Consider the following 18,953-nt stretch of genomic DNA (forward strand, 5'->3'; position numbering starts at 1 on the left):
CGCTCTAGCCTTTGCTTATCATTGGCTGAAGCTTTGAATGTTCAACAGAACCTAGAAAAAAATAATTTGATATTAGTTAAACTTCATAACTATGAAGATTTTAAAAAAGAAATTTGGAAAAACTATCTTCTCGAAATTAAAAGTGAATATGACGACCTCATTAAACTTTATTTAGATAAAAAACATGAAATTGAGCAAATAATTGATTCGGCAAACAAAGAATCTGAAGCATGGAAAAAAGTTATAAATATTTTTAATCAAAGATTTCATGTACCATTTGTTTTAGAGTTGCAAAATCAAAAAGATATTATTCTAAATGATAATACTCCCATTATTAATTTTATGTATGAGGAAAATGAGCAACAGTTACGGCTTGAAAATAAAAAGCAATTATTTGATGTCTTAAGTAAGGGTGAGCAACGTGCATTTTTTATTCTACAAATGTTATTTGAAGTAGAAGCTCGCAGAACTGAAAGCGATATTTCATTAATCATACTAGATGATATTGCAGATTCATTCGATTACAAAAACAAGTACGCAATAATTGAATATATACGTGAACTGAATCATGACCCGAAATTTAGAATTATTGTATTAACTCACAATTTTGACTTTTATAGAACTGTTTCTTCAAGGGTTTTAAATAACAAAAATATGTACATGGCTACTAAGGATGTCACTAATCGAAAAATTATTCTAAATAAAGGTGGCTATACTAAAAGTATAATTAACTATTTCATTAAAAATCTTAATGACAAGGTAATATTTGTAAGTTTTATTCCTTTTCTTAGAAATATAATAGAATACATGCACGGGGAAAACTTAGATTTTCTATTATTAACATCTTGTTTGCATATGAAAAGCGATACAAAATCAATTACTTTTGATGATATATTACAAGTAGCAAAAAATTATTCGAGTCGTATTGAAATTCAATCATTGCCATTTGCCAATGAAAAAGTCTATGACACTCTTATCAACATTTGTCATTCTTTGACAACTGATCCAAACATTGATGAAATTAAACTTGAAAACAAAATTTTACTTTCAATCAGTATTCGACTAAAAGCCGAAGAGTATATAATTTCACAGATTCAACCCCTTCCAGTAATTTCATCAAACCAAACCTTTGAATTAATTAAATTATATAAACAAAAGTATGAATCAAATAATCCAAAATTAAAAATTTTAGAAAAAGTGAATTTAATGACTCCAGAAAATATTCATGTCAATTCTTTCATGTATGAGCCTTTGTTGGACATGTCAGTCAATCACTTAATTGATTTATATCAAGAAGTTAAAAGTCTATAGTCTCTACATTTATATCCTATTTAACTAATTATCAGCTCTTTTTTCCTATTTAATTAATATTAAATTATGATTATTCATAAAGTTTGCTATATTATTTTGGGTCAATAATAGCTTATAAAGAGATGAAATTGGGGTTTCATTAATCGTTAAGAACTTTGAATCAGCCCTATTCATGTGATATTTGAAATACTAGACACGTATGAATAAGTTAACCTCAGTACAATCTAATGATTAAAATGTCGTAAAAAAACAGCCAGTCAAGCAACTGGCTATTTTTTCACTGTTACCACTAACCAATCACATCAACGCCCATATACGGACGTAACACTTCAGGCACCGTAATCGTACCATCGGCATTTTGGTAATTTTCCATAATCGCAAGCAAGGTACGACCCACCGCAAGCCCTGAGCCGTTTAGGGTATGTACCAGCTCGGTTTTTTTGCCGTCTTTGACACGCGCTTGCATACGGCGCGCTTGGAAGTCGCCACAGTTTGAGCAGCTAGAGATTTCACGGTAGGTAGTCTGAGACGGTAGCCACACCTCGATATCATAGGTTTTCACCGCGCCAAAGCCCATATCACCACCACACAGCACAATCACCCGATACGGCAATCCAAGCTGCTGCAAGATATATTCCGCTTGTCCTGTCATGTCTTCTAAGGCTTGCATTGAAGTCTCGGGATGGACGATTTGCACCATTTCGACTTTTTCAAACTGGTGCTGACGAATCAAGCCGCGGGTATCACGCCCGGCACTGCCCGCTTCACTACGAAAACAGGGGGTATGGGCAGTGACTTTTATTGGCAACGCTTCAGGGTCTAGGATTTTGTCACGCACGCTGTTGGTAAGCGGTACCTCTGAAGTAGGAATTAAGTAATACTCTTTTTCACCGCGCAGCTTAAATAGGTCTTCTTCAAACTTTGGCAATTGCCCTGTACCTAGTAGGCTGTCGGCATTGACCATATACGGCACATACATTTCCGTATAGCCGTATTTGTCGGTATGGGTAGTAAGCATAAAGGCAATTAAGGCGCGGTTGAGTTTGGCGAGTTGACCTTTTAGCACGCTAAACCGTGAGCCAGTCAGTTTTGCTGCCATTTCAAAGTCAAGTAGCCCCAAGTCTTCGCCCAAGTCGCTATGGTCTTTGACCTCAAACTCAAATTGCCGCGGCTCGCCCCATCGACGCATTTCGACATTATCGTTTTCATCTTTACCTGCCGGCACGCTGTCATCAGGCAAGTTTGGGATGGTTAAAGCTGCCGCTAGAATTTTATCTTGCAAGGCTTTAAGCGCGTCTTCTGCTTGTTTCATATCGCTACTGATGGTTGCCATTTCTGCCATCAAGGCGTCAGTATTTTCGCCATTACGTTTCATCAAGCCGACTTGTTTGGCGCCCGCATTTTTTTTGGCTTGTAGTTCTTCGGTTTTGACTTGAATGGATTTGCGCTGTTCTTCGACTTGCTGCCAAAATTCTTTATCAAGCTCATAGCCGCGTTTGGCAAGTTTTTCGGCGACCGTGTCTAGTTCTGTACGCAGTAATTTTGGGTCGATCATGGCGATAAGTTCCTTAAATTGTTCAAACTTGAGTTAAAGCAGCAAAATGGCTGTTGATATCAGCATGTATGATACCAAGATTGCAGCGATTTTTCACGGTAGCGACTAGAAATACACGGCAAATTGATGATTTATCGGTATGCGCTTATCGGCGTTCGCCCCTCGCTGCATTGGCGGAAAACAAAAATTTATCAAAAAGTGCGTTGTTAGGTTTATTTTTGGGTCAAGGTTGGGTAAGATAAGCCTTCTTTTATCGTTTTGTAACTATCGTTTGATAGTGAGTGAATTGTTTATGGCTCTGTACCCTTACACCCTACAACCTGTGGATTTGAATCTGACTGAGGACGAGTTTCGTCAAGCACAGCTACAGCTGTTTGATGCCAACAACCAAACTTTGACCAAAATCACCCCAAAAACTTGGGCAATTTTGGCAGTCATCGTGGTGCTAGCGATTTTAGGTCTGATTTTTGTGCACGGTTATTCCACCATTATTTTTTGGTTGATGCTCGTGGGTGTGGTGATTTATTTGCTGGCGCGTACCTACGGTCTTAAATGGTATGTCAAACGCGAATTTGAAAAACAAATGGCAAGCCAAAGTATGCCCCCAGAGATGCAACAAATCAAGCTTGGCGTACAGCAGCACGGGGTAGTGATGTCCATGCCTGCACCCAACATTCCCGCCATGCCACGCGGCTACAATCAGCCTTTGGTACGTAGCAGCGGTATGCAGCAAGCGGTCATCAAATGGGACAATGTCACCAACTGGCAAGAAACGCCTGATTATATTTTTATGATGTTTGATGTCAAAAATCCAAAAACGGGTGAAAGCCAACAAGGCAGCCAAATCGTCCCCAAACGCCTTGCCAACCAAAAATTCCCGATTGATACCTTACGTCATCATTTACAGCAAAACATCGGACAACCAGGTTTTGATCTAACCGACAAACCGACTGATAAATATTTCCCAGAAAACAATTAAGACTAAGACAACAACTAATTATCGATGACCACAAAAACTGCAGCCAAGAAACTGCAGTTTTTTTATGGCGGCAAGCAAAACTATTTACCAAATTTGCACACAGCTGCGTCAAATGTTTGATATTATTTTTAGGGTAATACCGTATATTTTAATTGATAAAATTAAACGTACCGATAAAAACGATTAATTTTAATAACAGATTATTTAGGCTTACAATTAAGTCCTAAACAAATAAAAATCATCATTTTAGGAGATAACAACATGGCAAAACAAGCCACTACAAAGCAATCAGCAACCAAACAAGACTCAGAACAATTAGACAATACCGATAAATCAGGTGAAAAAGTGACTACCCCCAAATCTACCGCTTCCAAATCTGGCTCAAGTAAAACACGCGATATCAGCTTAGCCGCTGCAGACATGAGTGCCATTGTTGAGCAATTAAATACCTTATTAGCCAATTATCATGTGTTCTATACCAATGTGCGTGGCTATCACTGGAACGTCCGTGGCTCAGACTTCTTTACCCTCCATGTGAAGTTTGAAGAGTTATATACTGCGCTACAAATCCAGATTGATGAAATTGCTGAACGTATTTTGACCTTACAAGGTACACCACTACATGCTTATAGCGATTTCTTAAAAATCTCAAGCATCAAAGAAGACAAAAACGTCTCTGACGGTGTGGCGTGTGTGAAAGGTATTTTAACCGGTCTGACTATGACTATCGCTAAAGAACGCGAAATCATTGACCTAGCGGACGAAGATGACGATCAAGGTACTGCCGACCAATTGACTGCCTATGTGCAAGAACAAGAAAAATTGGTGTGGATGTACAATGCCTATCTTGGCTAATCGTCCCATCTAACCAAAAAGACGGCTTTGACAGTCGTCTTTTTTATTGCGTGTGTGTAAAAATAAAAACACAATATATAGATTTTCAAATGTCAATGAATTTAATTAGTTATTTTTTGATATGCGAATATGTATATATTTCAATACCTTATAAATTTTATCCTTATAAATCAAATCCTTGGGTGGATTGCAATTTCTATATGTTGTTATCTATAATAGCCAAGCACATTAGCCAGTTAATGCACTTGTTAGCTGACTTATTTGTAAACTGACTTATTTGTTAAGTGATACTGCTACGCCACTTGTCTTGAACTTTGATTGAAGAAGATTCACCGCTATGTCATATTCCATCTTTTGCCAAACCAAAAATGACCCATTGCTTGAGCCGATGTTTTTTGGTCAGCCTGTCAATGTGGCACGTTACGACCAACAAAAATTCCCTGTTTTCGAGCAGTTGATTGAAAAGCAATTGTCGTTTTTTTGGCGTCCAGAAGAAATTGACGTTTCCAAAGACCGCTTGGATTTTAGCAACTTGTCAGTACATGAACAGCATATCTTCTTAAGCAACCTAAAGTACCAAACCTTGCTTGATTCAATTCAAGGTCGTAGCCCCAATGCCGTGCTACTGCCGCTGGTGTCGATTCCTGAGTTAGAAACGTGGATTGAAACATGGTCATTTTCTGAGACCATCCATTCTCGTAGCTATACCCATATTATTCGTAACGTGGTCAATGACCCAAGCAAAGTATTCGACGATATCGTTGACAATCCTTTTATCCTAGAGCGCGCGACAGGGATTGCCAAGTTCTATGACGAGCTTTATCAACTATCTCAGCTATATAACCTATACGGTGAAGGTCGTCATGTCATCGATGGTAAACCCGTCGAGGTTAATTTACGCCTGCTTAAAACCAAATTGTATCTATGTTTGGTGGCTATCAATGTGCTAGAAGCGATTCGTTTTTATGTGTCGTTTGCCTGTTCATTTGCCTTTGCTGAGCGCAAACTGATGGAAGGTAATGCCAAAATTATCAAAATGATTGCCCGTGATGAAGCGCTTCATCTAAACGGCACCCAGCATATGATTAATTTGATGCAATCGGGCAAAGATGACCCCGACATGGTAGAAATCGCCGAAGCCTGCCAACAGCAAGCCATTGAAATTTTCAAAGACGCGGCTGAACAAGAAAAAGCATGGGCAAAATATTTGTTTAAAGATGGCTCAATGATTGGCTTGAATGAAAATATCTTGGTGCAATACGTCGAATACATTACCAACCTACGTATGGATGCGATTGGCTTACCCCCTATATTTGCGGCAATTAAAAATAATCCGATTCCTTGGATCAATGCTTGGTTGTCCTCAGACAACGTGCAAGTCGCGCCACAAGAGTCTGAAATCACCTCTTACTTAGTCGGTCAAATTGACGCAGAGCTAAGTGATGATGCGTTTGATGATTTTGAATTGTAATTCGTCATACGCTTATTTTATTTAGGCAATATAATCGATTATGGCATGGATTTTTACCAACAACACGCAGTTTTATCTGCATGACGCCGAGACGTTGCTACAAGGCATGCTTCGCTCAAAAATCCCTGCCAATCACCAATGTCTTGAAGGTTATTGCGGTACTTGTAAGCTCAAATACCGCCGTCGCCACCATGACACCCGTATCGAATACATCAATGAGCCACTGGTGATGTTAGATGATGACGAAATCCTACCTTGCTGTTGTCAAGTCAGAGGGGCAATCGAGCTTGATATTGATTAATTTACCAAAATAACCCGCCAAAAACTGCGCGAAATGCCGCATAAAGCGAAAACTTACCCGCTTTGCCTTTAATTTTCTCCCCGCGAACCTCATATAATCCGTTATAATAATAGGTTGACTACCGCTTTTTAATCATACTAAATCTTTATTTAGTCCTCGACTGTCATTTGCAGGGTGTATCCCTTGATAAAAATGAAGAAATACAGTCATTAGCTTATTTGTCGTGCTATTACATTATTTATTTTTTAACCAATATCAAAGCGAGCCCTCATGAGCGAACATTCAACTTCTCAATTAGCCACGCTGATTCAATTAGGTAAAGAGCAAGGTTATCTCACCTATGCTGAGATCAATGACCAACTCCCCGAATCAGTAACTGAAAGTGACCAAATTGATGATATTATTCAAATGCTCACAGACGTTGGCATCAAGATTTTTGAGACCGCGCCTGATGAAGACGACATTATGCTTAGCGATGATGCGGATGATGACGAAATTGCTGTCGATGAAGCCGCTGCGGTACTTGCCTCAGTAGAATCTGAGCCAGGTCGCACCACTGACCCTGTGCGTATGTACATGCGTGAGATGGGTACAGTTGACCTACTCACCCGTGAAGGCGAGATCGCGATTGCTAAGCGTATCGAAGATGGTATTCGAGATGTACAACATGCCATGACCTTTTGGCCAGGTACCGTGGCTATGCTCATTAATGAATACCACCAAACCTTTGAAGGTGAAAAGAAAGTCTCGGATATTATTACCGGTTTTCTTGACCCTGAAGCCGCTGATGTCATTCCCCTTGCCGATGACGAAGAAGTGGAAATCGCGTTACCGATTATCAAACCCAAAGTCAAAGACGACAAAGCCGAGGATGAACTCGATGATGAAGCCGAAAACGCCGATGAAATCGAAGAAGCCGATGGCGAAGTCAGTGAAGATGCCGATACCGAAGAAGCCAGTGGTCTTGACCCTGAAGAAGTGCGTCTGCGCTTTGAAGAATTAGAGCAATTGTTCACCAAGGTCAAAGATTTATTAGCCACCCATGACCGCGATAGCGACGTGGTCAAAGCGGCGATGAATGAGCTTGCTAACTGCTTTATGCTATTTAAGCTCAATAGCCGCGTCTCTGACAATATCATGGATATGATGCGTGAGGTATATGAAGACGTGCGTAAAAACGAACGTCATATCATGAAACTGGTGATTCGCCGTGGTAAAATGCCAAAAGATGAGTTTCGAAAAACCTTTCCGCATAATGAAACCAATCTTGACTGGCTACCTAACCGTATCGCAGGTAAACCTGCCTTTGCAGATACACTAGAGCGGGTACTTGATGAAGTGTTACAGTATCAACGGCGTATCCAGCAGCATGAGCAAAATCTTGGTATGAACATCGACCAAATGAAAGTGGTCGCCCGTAACATGTCTGTGGGTGAAGCCAAAGCCCGCCGCGCCAAAAAAGAAATGGTTGAGGCGAACTTACGTCTGGTTATCTCGATTGCTAAAAAATACACCAACCGCGGTTTGCAGTTCCTTGATTTGATTCAAGAAGGTAACATTGGCTTGATGAAAGCGGTAGATAAATTTGAATATCGCCGTGGTTATAAATTCTCCACTTATGCCACTTGGTGGATTCGCCAAGCCATCACCCGCTCGATTGCTGACCAAGCCCGTACCATCCGTATCCCTGTGCACATGATTGAAACCATCAATAAAATCAACCGTGTATCGCGCCAGCTATTACAAGAAATGGGACGTGAGCCTACCCCTGAGGAATTGGGCGAACGCTTAGAGATGGACGAAGTCAAAGTCCGTAAAGTACTCAAAATCGCCAAAGAGCCCATTTCAATGGAAACCCCAATTGGGGATGATGAAGACAGTCACTTGGGTGATTTTATTGAGGATTCGAGCATTTCAAGCCCAGTGGATGAAGCAACGGCACAAGGGTTAAAAGAAGCTACCCGTGAAGTGTTGGCCAACCTCACCGAACGTGAAGCCAAAGTGCTCAAAATGCGTTTTGGTATTGATATGTCTACCGACCATACCTTAGAAGAAGTGGGTAAACAATTTGATGTCACCCGTGAGCGCATTCGTCAGATTGAAGCCAAAGCGCTGCGTAAACTGCGCCACCCTTCTCGCTCAGAACATTTACGCTCATTCCTAGAGAATGATTAATGTTATCTCCGTCCAAGAAAGCCGAGACAATGTTCTCGGTTTTTTTATGGGCGGATTTATGAATGTAATTTTTCTATAAATTGGGTTATGAATGGGGTTATGGATAGGTTTATGAATGGCGCTTTTTTCAACGCCAAACTCTAACGTCTTGAAATTATCGGTTTTACCCTCATTTAGACCCTAAAGAAATTTATACAACCTTAGGTGATGCCATGAACGATAAAACAATTACGCTTAATAACTTAGAAGCCGCTGCATGTAGTACGCGAGCGGCGAAGCCTACGGATATCCAGCACCCAGAATTGTGGAATTTTCCTATGGATTATCCGCTTAGCATCATCGGTCATGAGGGCCACAAAGAGACGCTACTCGATGAAGTAAAATTAATTTTGGGTAGTTTATTTCCTGAATTTGATTTGGCAAGTTTGACTGTCAATCCATCGCGTACCGGTCGTTTTCATTCAGTACGTGCCAATGTGTATTTGACAGAAGCCGAGCAAGTCAATAGCTTGTATAAAATGCTGGATGAAGCGGCAAGTATTCGTACTGTATTATAAACCTGTCATGGTTAAAATGGCACGATTGATTGACGTACAAAAAAGCGGGATACATTAGTGATCCCGCTTCTTTTATCTGTTTTATATGGCTTATCAGCAGTTGATGCTTCGTTTGTCCGCTTATTGGCTCAAAAGTAACAACTGATAGGCAGCCTTGTAGGCATCATAATTAAAATCATAGCTCGCCTCAAAGTGAGGTTTGAGTTTTTCAATTAACTCATCATCTCCCTCATCAGATAGGCTGATATGCTTGGCTTGGGTCTGCATGTCTTCGATAGCGATTTCGCCCAGTAATTGATTAAACTTATCGCGCGCCTGCTTTTGCTTGGCAATATCGGCAGCCGTCATGGGAACGGGTGCGGATGTAGCCGCGTCGCTTGATGCAGTATCAGCGTTGCCAGATTGCTGGCTCGCTGCCTGTTCTTGGGCGGTGGCTTTGTCTATTTTTGCACAGATTTTGGCAAGGCGGGTGCGTGATGTTTTATCAAGTTTATCTGTGTCCAAGAGCAGCGAACAAGCTTGTTGTTCTTCGCTTTCTTCAACAACATCCACTGCCGCTGCAGCTTCCGCCGCCACTGCAGCTGCGCTTTCTACATCGCTCGGTTTGTCGCTGATAGTTTGATACAACTGGCTAAATATCTGGGCATCAGATTTGCCTTGCGCTTTAAGTTTGGCAATCTGTTGCAAGTATTGTTGATTGCGATATGTTTTATCAACAATCCCTGCGATATGTTCAGCAAGCTCATCATCGACATAGGCGTCAGCGTCTGTAACCGCCTCTTGCTGACGGCTATAGGTATTTACGACCGCATAATTATCAGCCTGTATTTTTGCAAGTTTGGTTGCAGCGGCGTTTAGCGCCGCCATATCTATTTCGCTCAGGCTTGCTTCATCTTTTTGCAACACAAACTGGTAGGTATAAAGGGTGACAAAGGTCTCGACAAACCCTTTGTTTTGTTTGAGCAAGCTATAGGACAAGGCTTCTAAATTCTTATCACTGTCAAAGGTTTTGGATTGTTTTGTCGCCGCCCATAAATTGTTATCTTTTGATGCTTGTTGCCAAGTGATTGCCTTGTTGAAGATATCAGGATTGACGCGGGCTTTGCCATAATCATAAAAGTTAACCACTGTACGCATTTGGGTCTTAGGCTGATTGGTTGTCGGCGTTGTTTTTTCAAATGCTGGTAAATCACTCATTGCTACCATATTGAGTAGTTGATTGTGGCGGTTGAGTCCATAGCTGATACGGATGTCGTCATCCATTGACATAAAGCTGCTATTTGCCTCTTTGCTTATCTCAGCTTGCAGCACTTTAAACGCTTGCGGATTGGTGTCGATGATTTTTGCCAGTGCGGCGGCACTAACCAATTTGTCTGATTGGTATTTGTCAAAGGCTGCTAAGGCTTTTGCGGTTTGAGTCAATTCGTCACTGGTTGATTCGTCTGTGGTTGGCTCATCAGTGGTTGACTCGTCAGTGGCTGTTTGAGTCTCTAAACTGTCCATAGCCTCTGCAGCATCGGCACTGGCTGGGTCAGCAGCGCTGTCATCTGATTGTGCCCGCATTTTATCAATGGCTTCATACAGGCGCATGGCAGATTCATACGCTTTTTCCTCAACGCTTGCCAACTCATGGCTGTCAAAGGCTTTTTTCATCAGATACCGTGGGCTAACGGCAAGGCTACTAAGCTGCTTTAGCTCATCATCTTTGACAAAATCGGCTGGATTGATGAATGATTTTAGGTAGCGCTTATTGACGTGGAAGAACAGCAAATACTCGGCTAGCATTTGATTGTAGCCAATGCGGTAGCCAATGCGCTGGCTCACACCTTTGGCTTTATCTTCAGTAGTCAAAGCCAATGGCTGATAATCGCTTTCTTTGGCAAGGGTGGCATTTAGCAGTGACATCTGTTCAAATACCTTGAATAAGGCTCTTTTATCTATCTTTTTATCTTTTAGCAGTTTGCTATAGTCATATTCAATGTAGCGTCCATCATATTGGGGGTCGGTGGCAAACTCAGAGAGTCCCGACAAATCAGCATATACTTTGGAGCGCGCAAAATCAGCCGCCAGTGGCACTTTGATAAACGCCCCTGCATTGTTCTGCACGTAGCGAAATTCAGGCACGATTGACATTTGCCCTCGGCGAAGATCTACCACACCTGTGGAGGCAAACTCAAAGCGCTTGGTTAAAATATCCATCACTTGCCCCACTTCGCTTTGTTCACGGGTTTGGTGATTGACCCCCTCTGTGACCAAGGCTTGTTGGCGAGCATCAAGGTGCTGTACTGCGCTAAGCTGCTGGATAAGTTTTAAACGATTAGGGCTTGCAGCTAACGCTTGTGCACCACGCAGCGGTGGGCGCACCACATTGACTCGATAGTCATAAGCATAGCTTTGGCGACTGACCAACTGTTGGTTGGCTTGCAACACACGTTGAGACAGCGGTTGACTCACGCTAGGCTGTGTGGCACAGCCGTGAATCCCCAGCATGACGATGGCAAAAGTAAGAGGTTTTATACTAAAGGCGATGGCTTGTTGCGCATTCATTGATCTTCCTTAACAAATTTTATCATAAAGCCTAACTTTATAACTGAATTGAATTTTTTTGTAAACAAAAAGCCAGTGTTATGCTGCAATGTTTACAAAGATAATGGGTAATCTAACGGAGTTTTGCTATCATACGGATTAAATACCGCAAAATTGCTTAAAAACCACTCAGAAGAACCCTTGTATGTCGCAACTCACTCTACCCGCTAATCTTAATTTACCCGCTAATTTAGAACACTTACTCACCCAATTTTTACAGGTGCAGCTGCCCAAGCCCATACAACTTGACCCTAGCGTGCTTGCCTACCGCTGGCAATCCAATAGCCGCACGGGCAGTGGTGAATTGGTGCCTTTAACCGTAGATTTGCGATTGACGTTGGATGATTTGCTTGGCATTGATGGGCAAAAGAATAAACTGGTTCAAAACACGCGCCAGTATTTAGCAGGCTTACCTGCCAATCATGTACTCATGACAGGCACGCGTGGCGCAGGAAAATCCTCGCTCATTCGGGCATTGCTCAATCAATATAAAGCGGATGGTCTTCGTATTATCGAAGTGTCACGAGATGATTTGGTCATGTTAGAGCCGATTCGCCAAGCGGTACGAGACCTTCATATAGCCCAGCCCAATCATGGCTGTCATTATGTGGTGTACTGTGATGACTTAGCATTCAATGGGCAAGATGAGAATTATCGCACGCTCAAAAGCGTGCTCGATGGCGCGCTAGACAGCGAGCAAGACAAACTACTGGTCTATGCGACCAGTAACCGCCGTCATCTATTACCACAACTGATGAAAGACAATGTGAGCATTTATAATGGGCAAACCGATGAAGTCAATCCGTATGAGACGATTGATGAAACCGTGTCGTTGTCTGACCGCTTTGGGCTGTGGCTGTCATTTCATCCGATGACCCAGCCTGTGTATTTGGATATTTGTGCGCATTATTTGACGCAAGCAAGTTTGCCCTTTGATGAGGCAGCAAAAGCGGCGGCGTTACGCTTTGCCAGTGAACGTGGCGGACGCTCTGGGCGCGTGGCTTATCAGTTTAGTCGGTATTTTATTGGGATGAAAGGGTTGGAAAATTAACATGTACACATCTCAAGACCAACTGACCGAACTCATTCGCCGCCTTGAAGAAAAAAACCATGTTTTTTCTGCCGACCCGATCCTTATCACTGAAAAACTGCAACATGAACCGGGCGAACCGCTGACCAAACTGCGTCGCCGTGCCACACGCATTGATAATGATGGCAAACTTGCGCAGCTACTCACCACCATTGACACCCGCGTCAATGGCGTGATTTGGGGATTGACCGTCCTGTGGTTTATTTTGGGCTTTGTTGCGTTATTTGGCTTGATGCAAGCGCAGGTGGTGAACTTTTTTTATGTGCTAGCCAGTTTATTAGGGTTTAATACCATTATTTTACTGGTTTGGCTCGGTTGGATGCTGTTCTCACCGCGCAATAAACCCAGTTTTTTTGGTGCTTTTTTCACCCCGGCGACTCTGGTGCGTGGCAAAGATGTTGTCACCCAAACGGCAGTAGAGCTATATCAAGACCAGCTCAATCACGCTGGCACCAAATGGTACGTCAGTCGTATCAGCCACCAGTTTTGGTTAGCTAGTCTATCGGGAATGTTGGTGTCATTAATTCTATTGTTATTGGTCAAAAATTATAATTTTGTGTGGGAATCAACCCTACTACAAGACAGCAACGTGGTGGAAGTGGTCAAACTGATGTCTTGGCTCCCCCATTGGGTAGGCTTTCCTACGCCAACAGCGCAAGATATTATCACCGCGCAAATGAATCCTGAAACCACACCACAGATGATTTCGTTTCGCTGGGCGATGTTATTAATCGGCAGCCTACTGATGTACGGTATCGTGCCACGTTTGCTCGCGTGGCTATGTTGTCTGATGATGGTGCGCTCAAGCCGTATGAAACTTGATATCAAACAGCCGTACTATCAAAAAATTATCGATTTTTGGCAGCGCAAAGTGATTGACCCCGATGACAGCCCTGCTGAGCAAAAACCTATCGCGCCCACTGCGCAAATCAGCCTAGCCAATAAACTCGCCGTGTTGCTCGAATACCCGCAAGCCAACCCGCAATGGTATGTCAAAACCGTCGGTATAGCGGCGCAAAACTTTGGTCGTATCGATGATCGTGATGACTTGGAAAAACTGATTGCCTACCTTCAAATTAACCCTGTTCAAGTGCTCGTCGGTATCTCCAATCTCGCACTCCCCGACCGTGGCACCCTGCGAAAACTCGATAATATCGCAAGCGCGGCAAAAGGCGGTATGATTGTGCAACTGCTCGATGCCAATCAAGGCTACCTGCCAAGTCCGAGCGAAATTGAAACCATCAAAGCCCGTCAACTACAATGGGAAACCGCGTTGGCAGAACGCCAAATTGCCCTAGTAAGAGAAAATTAACCATGAATGCCACGACAAGCTATGCCGATGTGATTAATAGCATTGCCCAGACTGCTTCACAGCTTACGCTCGCGCAGCAAAGCGCTTTTGTGCAAAATCTCCTGCGTCAATTCGTTCAAAATCTACCAGCCGATTGGCTTGACAATGAACTTGACAGTGAAAAACCGCACTATCAAGCCCTGTTTGACATCATAAACAGGCAAACTTGGCAAACCGCTAGTATCGAACAGGCGCTAAATGCGCTCGATGACATCATGTTTGCTATGGGCGAGAGCTATCCACACAGCACCAGTGACGCGATTTTGCTGATGCTTGATATGCTTGGCTTTTATCTATCTTTGACAGCCATGGAAGAAAAATCCGCAGTGAGTGATGGTTGGGTGATTTTAACTGCTGAAGGCTATTTGGATTATTACGACCAACTGGCAGAAGATAGTAGCGAAAACACCGATGATGTTGCCCATAGTTTTGATGATTGGCTGGCACATCCACTGACCCAAACTGCCTTCAATCATATCACCCATGCCTTAGAACTTGCCAAAAGAACTTGCCAAAAATAGCTCGCGCTGAATATATAAAGGTTAACAAATAATGGATAACAAAGACATAACCACCCAAGAAAAATTGACAATTGATGTAGCCAAAGATTATTTGCCAGCGACGGCTACTGACAGCGCGACCCATCCAAGCGTCGATATCGCTACGCAATCGCCCAACCATCCATTAGCCCAAGCTGAACAAAACCCCTATCCAAGCCGCAAAATCAGCATTGGTGAAAATGAAGCGTTAAAATTGGCGGTCGTAGGACATACCAATACCGGTAAAACTTCGCTACTACGCACCCTGTTGCGTGATATGTACTTTGGCGAAGTCAAAAATGCGCCTGCCACTACCCGCCATGTGGAAAAAGCCATGATCAATGACAGCCAAACGGGGCAAGGCTTGGTGGCACTGTATGACACGCCCGGTCTAGAAGATGCGTCAGGGCTACTTGATTGGTTAGAAGACAACACCGCTACCCGCCGTGACGGTGTGGAGCGGTTACAGCAATTTTTGGCAAGCGCACCTGCGCAAGATGAGTTTAGCCAAGAAGCCAAGGTCATTCGTCAGCTGATTGCCAGTGACATGGCGGTCTATGTGATTGATGCGCGTGAGCCTGTGCTCGGCAAATATAAAGATGAGTTGACGGTGCTGTCATGGTCAGCCATCCCCGTCATGCCTGTATTTAACTTTACTAAGGGTCAAGATAGCAATATCAATGAGTGGCAGCAGATGCTAGCGCGCCGCAACTTGCATGTATCTACGCGGTTTGACTCAGTGGCGTTTGAATTTGATGATGAAATCAGACTGTGGCAAAACTTAGAAACCATGCTAATACAACCTGAAATTATCAAACAGCTGATTGAGCGTCGTAAAGCCGATTGGGATGATTTGTACGATGATGCCAATATTATCATTTCGCATTTTTTATTAAACGTTGCCGCCTTTGTTGAAACCATTCACGAGGAAGATGATCCGCTGCCCACCTTGCAAAAAATGCAAGAAAAAGTACGCCAAGCTGAACGCAGTATGCAAGATGAACTGTTAAACCTGTATAAATTTTATGACAATACCGTCACCACCACACCGCTTGAACTGACTGAATATCGCCGCGATCCATTTGATAAAGAGGTACTAGCCAGTTATGGGATTCGTACCACAGGCGGTGCAGCGGCAGGCGCGCTGATTGGACTGGGCATCGATGTCGCCACCCTTGGCACGTCACTGGGGCTGGGTACGGCGCTTGGTGGTTTGGCAGGTGGCTTACTGTCAAACACCAGCGCGATTGCCGACAAAATCAGCGGCGTCAAACGTCTGCACATAGACCCTGCTACCCTGACCTTACTGGCGACTCGAGCGATGGATTTGCTGACTGCGCTGCGCCATCGTGGTCATGCAGCGACTGATAGCATCATGGCGAACCAATCGCTCGCGCCTTGGTCAGTTGATAGATTGCCAAGTTTGCTCAAAAAAGCGCGTGGTAAGCCCGAATGGTCATCGCTTAACACAGGCAGACAAGCCACTGTATCTGCCAAGCAGTCGCATGAGCTGCGCGATGAGGCAGCTTGGCAATTATCACGCCAACTAAGACGCTGACTTATCAACTTACAACCATGATAAAAAACTTGGCTAAAAACTATCTAGCCTTGTTAAGCCTATTATTTGTTAAGTCCATTATAAGAATTTATTAAGCTAATTTTGTTATTTTTACCTTTTAATCCATGTTTAAAGCTATGTTTTAAGCTATGGCAATTTTTTTGTTTTTGAGGGCAATACCATGTATTCAGCACATCATGAACCGCATTTTAGTAATCGCAACAACTGGCTTCGCGCAACCGTGCTTGGCGCCAACGATGGTTTGATTTCCACTGCCAGTCTATTGATGGGGGTTGCGGCAGCGCAAGTGGACAGTCACACCTTGCTGTTAACAGGGGTGGCCTCGCTGATTGCTGGTGCAATTAGTATGGCAGCGGGTGAATATGTCTCCGTCTCTTCGCAAGCCGACACCGAAAAAGCCGACTTGGCAAAAGAAGCCTATGAACTTGAGCACAATTCAGACCGCGAGCTAAAAGAACTGACGCATATTTATGTTCAGCGCGGCTTAACGCCTGTTATGGCACATGATGTTGCGGTAGCACTCACTGCTCACAATGCCCTAGAAGCGCACGCGCGCGATGAAATTGGACTTACCGATACCGCGTCCGCCAATCCGCTACAGGCAGCCGTGGCATCGGCTTTATCCTTCATCACAGGGGCGCTGTTACCGGTGCTGTGTATTTGGCTGTTACCAAAGCAATATTTGATCGGCGGTTTGGGCACAGTGACCTTGATAGGATTAGCATTTTTGGGCTGGTTATCCGCGTATTTGGGGGGTGCCAAAATTTTCCCTGCCATTGTGCGGGTGGTCATTTGGGGCGTGGTCGCGTTGGTTACTACCAACCTTATCGGTGAAATGTTTGGGGTAAAACCAGGTTAGTCAATCACTTTTTCTCGCATTATTTATCGCCAATTTTTATCATTACCATTTGCAAAACCAATTTTTTCTTATAAGATAAGGAAACTGTAATAATTCAGCAAGTTTATAGAAACTTTTATTGGGTGGTAGAGTAGCGTTTCTATAAATTAAACAGTTGGCAAATAGTCAAAAATCCTATGGGATTTTAGCTTTCTACGGTAGTGGGAGATAACGTTATGCAAGATTTTGTCAATGCGATTAATGATTGGGTATGGAGTCCCGCATTAATCTATTTATGTTTGTTGGTTGGTTTATATTTTTCGATTCGTAGTCGTTTCTTGCAATTGCGTCATTTTGGTCGCATGATTCGATTACTGATGGACGGCAAAAGCAGCGATCAGGGGGTGTCTTCATTCCAAGCACTCGCTATGTCACTCGCAGGTCGTGTGGGTACAGGCAATATTGCCGGCGTCGCAACGGCGATTACTTTTGGTGGTCCTGGTGCATTGTTTTGGATGTGGATGGTAGCCTTCTTGGGCGCCAGTACCGCATTTGTTGAGTCAACGCTTGCGCAGATTTATAAAGAGCGTGATGATAAAGGCTTTTTTATCGGTGGTCCAGCCTATTATTTTGAAAAAGCGCTGGGTCAAAAATGGTACGCGGTGTTATTTGCGATATCGGCAATCGCGGCTTGTGGTTTATTGTTACCAGGCGTACAGGCCAATTCGATTGCTGAAGCAATGAAAAATTCCCTAGGTATCGAACCTAGCATTTCAGCCGCGGTAATTGCGGCGCTACTTGGCTTTATTATCTTTGGTGGTGTCAAGCGTATTGCCTCCTCTGCTGAGTTAATTGTACCTTTTATGGCACTTGCCTACATCATCGTGGCGATTGTTATCATCATCATGCATATTGGTCAGTTACCTGATGTGCTAGCGTTGATTTTCCGCTCTGCGTTTGGTATGGATTCTACGTTTGGTGCTGTGTTGGGTCTTGCCGTTCAATGGGGGGTGAAACGTGGCGTTTACTCCAATGAAGCAGGTCAAGGTACAGGTCCTCACCCATCGGCAGCCGCTGATGTGTCACACCCAGCCAAACAAGGGTTAGTACAAGCGTTTTCAGTGTATGTCGATACGCTATTTGTTTGTTCGGCGACGGGTTTCATGCTAATCATTACGGGTATGTATAACGTACAAGACCCAGCCAATAAAGAAGCCTTCTTGTATCAAGGTGTTAAAGGCGTTTCGGCAGGTCCAGGTTATGTTCAAACTGCGATGGAAAACATCATGCCAGGCTTTGGCTCAGTGTTTGTAGCGATTGCTTTATTCTTCTTTGCCTTCACCACCATCATGGCGTACTACTATATTGCAGAAACCAATATCCGTTATCTCACTCGTAGCGTGAAGCTAAATTGGGCCATCCCTGTACTCAAAGTAGTGATTTTATTTGTGGTAATTTATAGCTGCTTAAAAACCGCCGACTTGGCATGGGCACTGGGTGACTTGGGCGTTGGTTTGATGGCATGGCTAAATATCATTGGTATCTTATTCTTGCAAAAACCTGCGTTTGCCGCACTGCGTGATTATGAAGCACAGATCAAACAAGGCAAAGATCCAATCTATGATGCGCGCGCTAATGGCGTACAAAATGCGCCTATTTGGGATGAAATTTCAGCCAAATACCGTAAAGAATTTGGTGAACATCCTGACCGTGATCGCTTTGTACCCTAATTTTAACCCCTAAATGCTTAAATGCTTTCACTTAAC

14 protein-coding genes and 1 pseudogene are annotated in these 18,953 nt (G+C 43.3%); 13 read left to right on the top strand and 2 right to left on the bottom strand.

Going from position 1 to position 18,953, the window contains the following annotated elements:
* Positions 1-1,311: pseudogene (locus RT143_RS08415) on the top strand (hypothetical protein); the annotation flags it as partial.
* 289 nt (positions 1,312-1,600) lie between these two features.
* Here the strand turns inward: RT143_RS08415 and serS are convergent.
* Positions 1,601-2,866, bottom strand: a complete 1,266-nt coding sequence (gene serS, locus RT143_RS08420) for a serine--tRNA ligase (protein WP_313092404.1) — start codon at positions 2,864-2,866, stop codon at positions 1,601-1,603.
* 292 nt (positions 2,867-3,158) lie between these two features.
* Here serS and RT143_RS08425 point away from each other — a divergent pair, with 292 nt between their 5' ends.
* The 6 genes from RT143_RS08425 (at position 3,159) to RT143_RS08450 (ending at position 9,204) form a co-directional block, all read left to right on the top strand.
* Positions 3,159-3,845 (top strand): YcxB family protein, encoded by a 687-nt coding sequence (locus RT143_RS08425; protein ID WP_313092406.1) that lies wholly within the window; start codon positions 3,159-3,161, stop codon positions 3,843-3,845.
* Positions 3,846-4,106: 261 nt separating this feature from the next.
* Positions 4,107-4,700 (top strand): Dps family protein, encoded by a 594-nt coding sequence (locus RT143_RS08430; RefSeq protein WP_409519707.1) that lies wholly within the window; start codon positions 4,107-4,109, stop codon positions 4,698-4,700.
* Between the two features lie 337 nt (positions 4,701-5,037).
* Entirely contained in the window at positions 5,038-6,171 is a 1,134-nt protein-coding gene (nrdB, locus tag RT143_RS08435; protein WP_313063310.1) for a class Ia ribonucleoside-diphosphate reductase subunit beta, read from the top strand.
* Positions 6,172-6,211: 40 nt separating this feature from the next.
* Complete coding sequence (locus tag RT143_RS08440; RefSeq protein WP_007115706.1) at positions 6,212-6,472, top strand: 2Fe-2S iron-sulfur cluster-binding protein; 261 nt, start codon at positions 6,212-6,214, stop codon at positions 6,470-6,472.
* Positions 6,473-6,742: 270 nt separating this feature from the next.
* The gene (rpoD, locus tag RT143_RS08445; RefSeq protein WP_313092408.1) at positions 6,743-8,647 is read left to right on the top strand and encodes an RNA polymerase sigma factor RpoD; all 1,905 of its coding nucleotides are present in this window, start codon (positions 6,743-6,745) and stop codon (positions 8,645-8,647) included.
* 212 nt (positions 8,648-8,859) lie between these two features.
* Positions 8,860-9,204: a YbeD family protein gene (locus RT143_RS08450; protein ID WP_313092409.1), complete on the top strand. Its 345-nt coding sequence runs from the start codon at positions 8,860-8,862 to the stop codon at positions 9,202-9,204.
* A gap of 120 nt (positions 9,205-9,324) precedes the next feature.
* Here RT143_RS08450 and RT143_RS08455 read toward each other — a convergent pair whose 3' ends face one another.
* Positions 9,325-11,751, bottom strand: coding sequence for a hypothetical protein (locus RT143_RS08455; RefSeq protein ID WP_313092410.1), 2,427 nt, complete (start codon positions 11,749-11,751; stop codon positions 9,325-9,327).
* 184 nt (positions 11,752-11,935) lie between these two features.
* Here RT143_RS08455 and RT143_RS08460 point away from each other — a divergent pair, with 184 nt between their 5' ends.
* The 6 genes from RT143_RS08460 to RT143_RS08485 all read left to right on the top strand — a co-directional run bounded on the left by RT143_RS08460 (position 11,936) and on the right by RT143_RS08485 (position 18,917).
* Positions 11,936-12,841, top strand: coding sequence for an ATP-binding protein (locus RT143_RS08460; protein ID WP_313092411.1), 906 nt, complete (start codon positions 11,936-11,938; stop codon positions 12,839-12,841).
* 1 nt (position 12,842) lies between these two features.
* Complete coding sequence (locus tag RT143_RS08465; protein WP_313092412.1) at positions 12,843-14,192, top strand: DUF2868 domain-containing protein; 1,350 nt, start codon at positions 12,843-12,845, stop codon at positions 14,190-14,192.
* 2 nt (positions 14,193-14,194) lie between these two features.
* Positions 14,195-14,752 (top strand): hypothetical protein, encoded by a 558-nt coding sequence (locus RT143_RS08470; protein ID WP_313092414.1) that lies wholly within the window; start codon positions 14,195-14,197, stop codon positions 14,750-14,752.
* 31 nt (positions 14,753-14,783) lie between these two features.
* A complete protein-coding gene (locus tag RT143_RS08475) occupies positions 14,784-16,328 on the top strand; it encodes a DUF3482 domain-containing protein (RefSeq protein WP_313092415.1) in 1,545 nt (514 codons plus the stop codon).
* 181 nt (positions 16,329-16,509) lie between these two features.
* On the top strand, positions 16,510-17,208 hold the full coding sequence (locus RT143_RS08480) for a VIT1/CCC1 transporter family protein (RefSeq protein ID WP_313092416.1): 699 nt from the start codon (positions 16,510-16,512) through the stop codon (positions 17,206-17,208).
* Positions 17,209-17,423: 215 nt separating this feature from the next.
* On the top strand, positions 17,424-18,917 hold the full coding sequence (locus RT143_RS08485; protein WP_219299264.1) for an alanine/glycine:cation symporter family protein: 1,494 nt from the start codon (positions 17,424-17,426) through the stop codon (positions 18,915-18,917).
* Positions 18,918-18,953: the final 36 nt, after the last annotated feature.

The organism is Moraxella sp. CTOTU48268, assembly GCF_032069585.1.
GTDB classification, from domain to species: domain Bacteria; phylum Pseudomonadota; class Gammaproteobacteria; order Pseudomonadales; family Moraxellaceae; genus Faucicola; species Faucicola cinerea.

Bases quoted from the DNA above. Each gene is read 5' to 3' on its own strand.
- serS (WP_313092404.1), bottom strand. From the start codon at position 2,866: ATGATCGACCCAAAATTACTGCGTACAGAACTAGACACGGTCGCCGAA.
- RT143_RS08425 (WP_313092406.1), top strand. From the start codon at position 3,159: ATGGCTCTGTACCCTTACACCCTACAACCTGTGGATTTGAATCTGACT.
- RT143_RS08430 (WP_409519707.1), top strand. From the start codon at position 4,107: ATGGCAAAACAAGCCACTACAAAGCAATCAGCAACCAAACAAGACTCA.
- nrdB (WP_313063310.1), top strand. From the start codon at position 5,038: ATGTCATATTCCATCTTTTGCCAAACCAAAAATGACCCATTGCTTGAG.
- RT143_RS08440 (WP_007115706.1), top strand. From the start codon at position 6,212: ATGGCATGGATTTTTACCAACAACACGCAGTTTTATCTGCATGACGCC.
- rpoD (WP_313092408.1), top strand. From the start codon at position 6,743: ATGAGCGAACATTCAACTTCTCAATTAGCCACGCTGATTCAATTAGGT.
- RT143_RS08450 (WP_313092409.1), top strand. From the start codon at position 8,860: ATGAACGATAAAACAATTACGCTTAATAACTTAGAAGCCGCTGCATGT.
- RT143_RS08455 (WP_313092410.1), bottom strand. From the start codon at position 11,751: ATGAATGCGCAACAAGCCATCGCCTTTAGTATAAAACCTCTTACTTTT.
- RT143_RS08460 (WP_313092411.1), top strand. From the start codon at position 11,936: ATGTCGCAACTCACTCTACCCGCTAATCTTAATTTACCCGCTAATTTA.
- RT143_RS08465 (WP_313092412.1), top strand. From the start codon at position 12,843: ATGTACACATCTCAAGACCAACTGACCGAACTCATTCGCCGCCTTGAA.
- RT143_RS08470 (WP_313092414.1), top strand. From the start codon at position 14,195: ATGAATGCCACGACAAGCTATGCCGATGTGATTAATAGCATTGCCCAG.
- RT143_RS08475 (WP_313092415.1), top strand. From the start codon at position 14,784: ATGGATAACAAAGACATAACCACCCAAGAAAAATTGACAATTGATGTA.
- RT143_RS08480 (WP_313092416.1), top strand. From the start codon at position 16,510: ATGTATTCAGCACATCATGAACCGCATTTTAGTAATCGCAACAACTGG.
- RT143_RS08485 (WP_219299264.1), top strand. From the start codon at position 17,424: ATGCAAGATTTTGTCAATGCGATTAATGATTGGGTATGGAGTCCCGCA.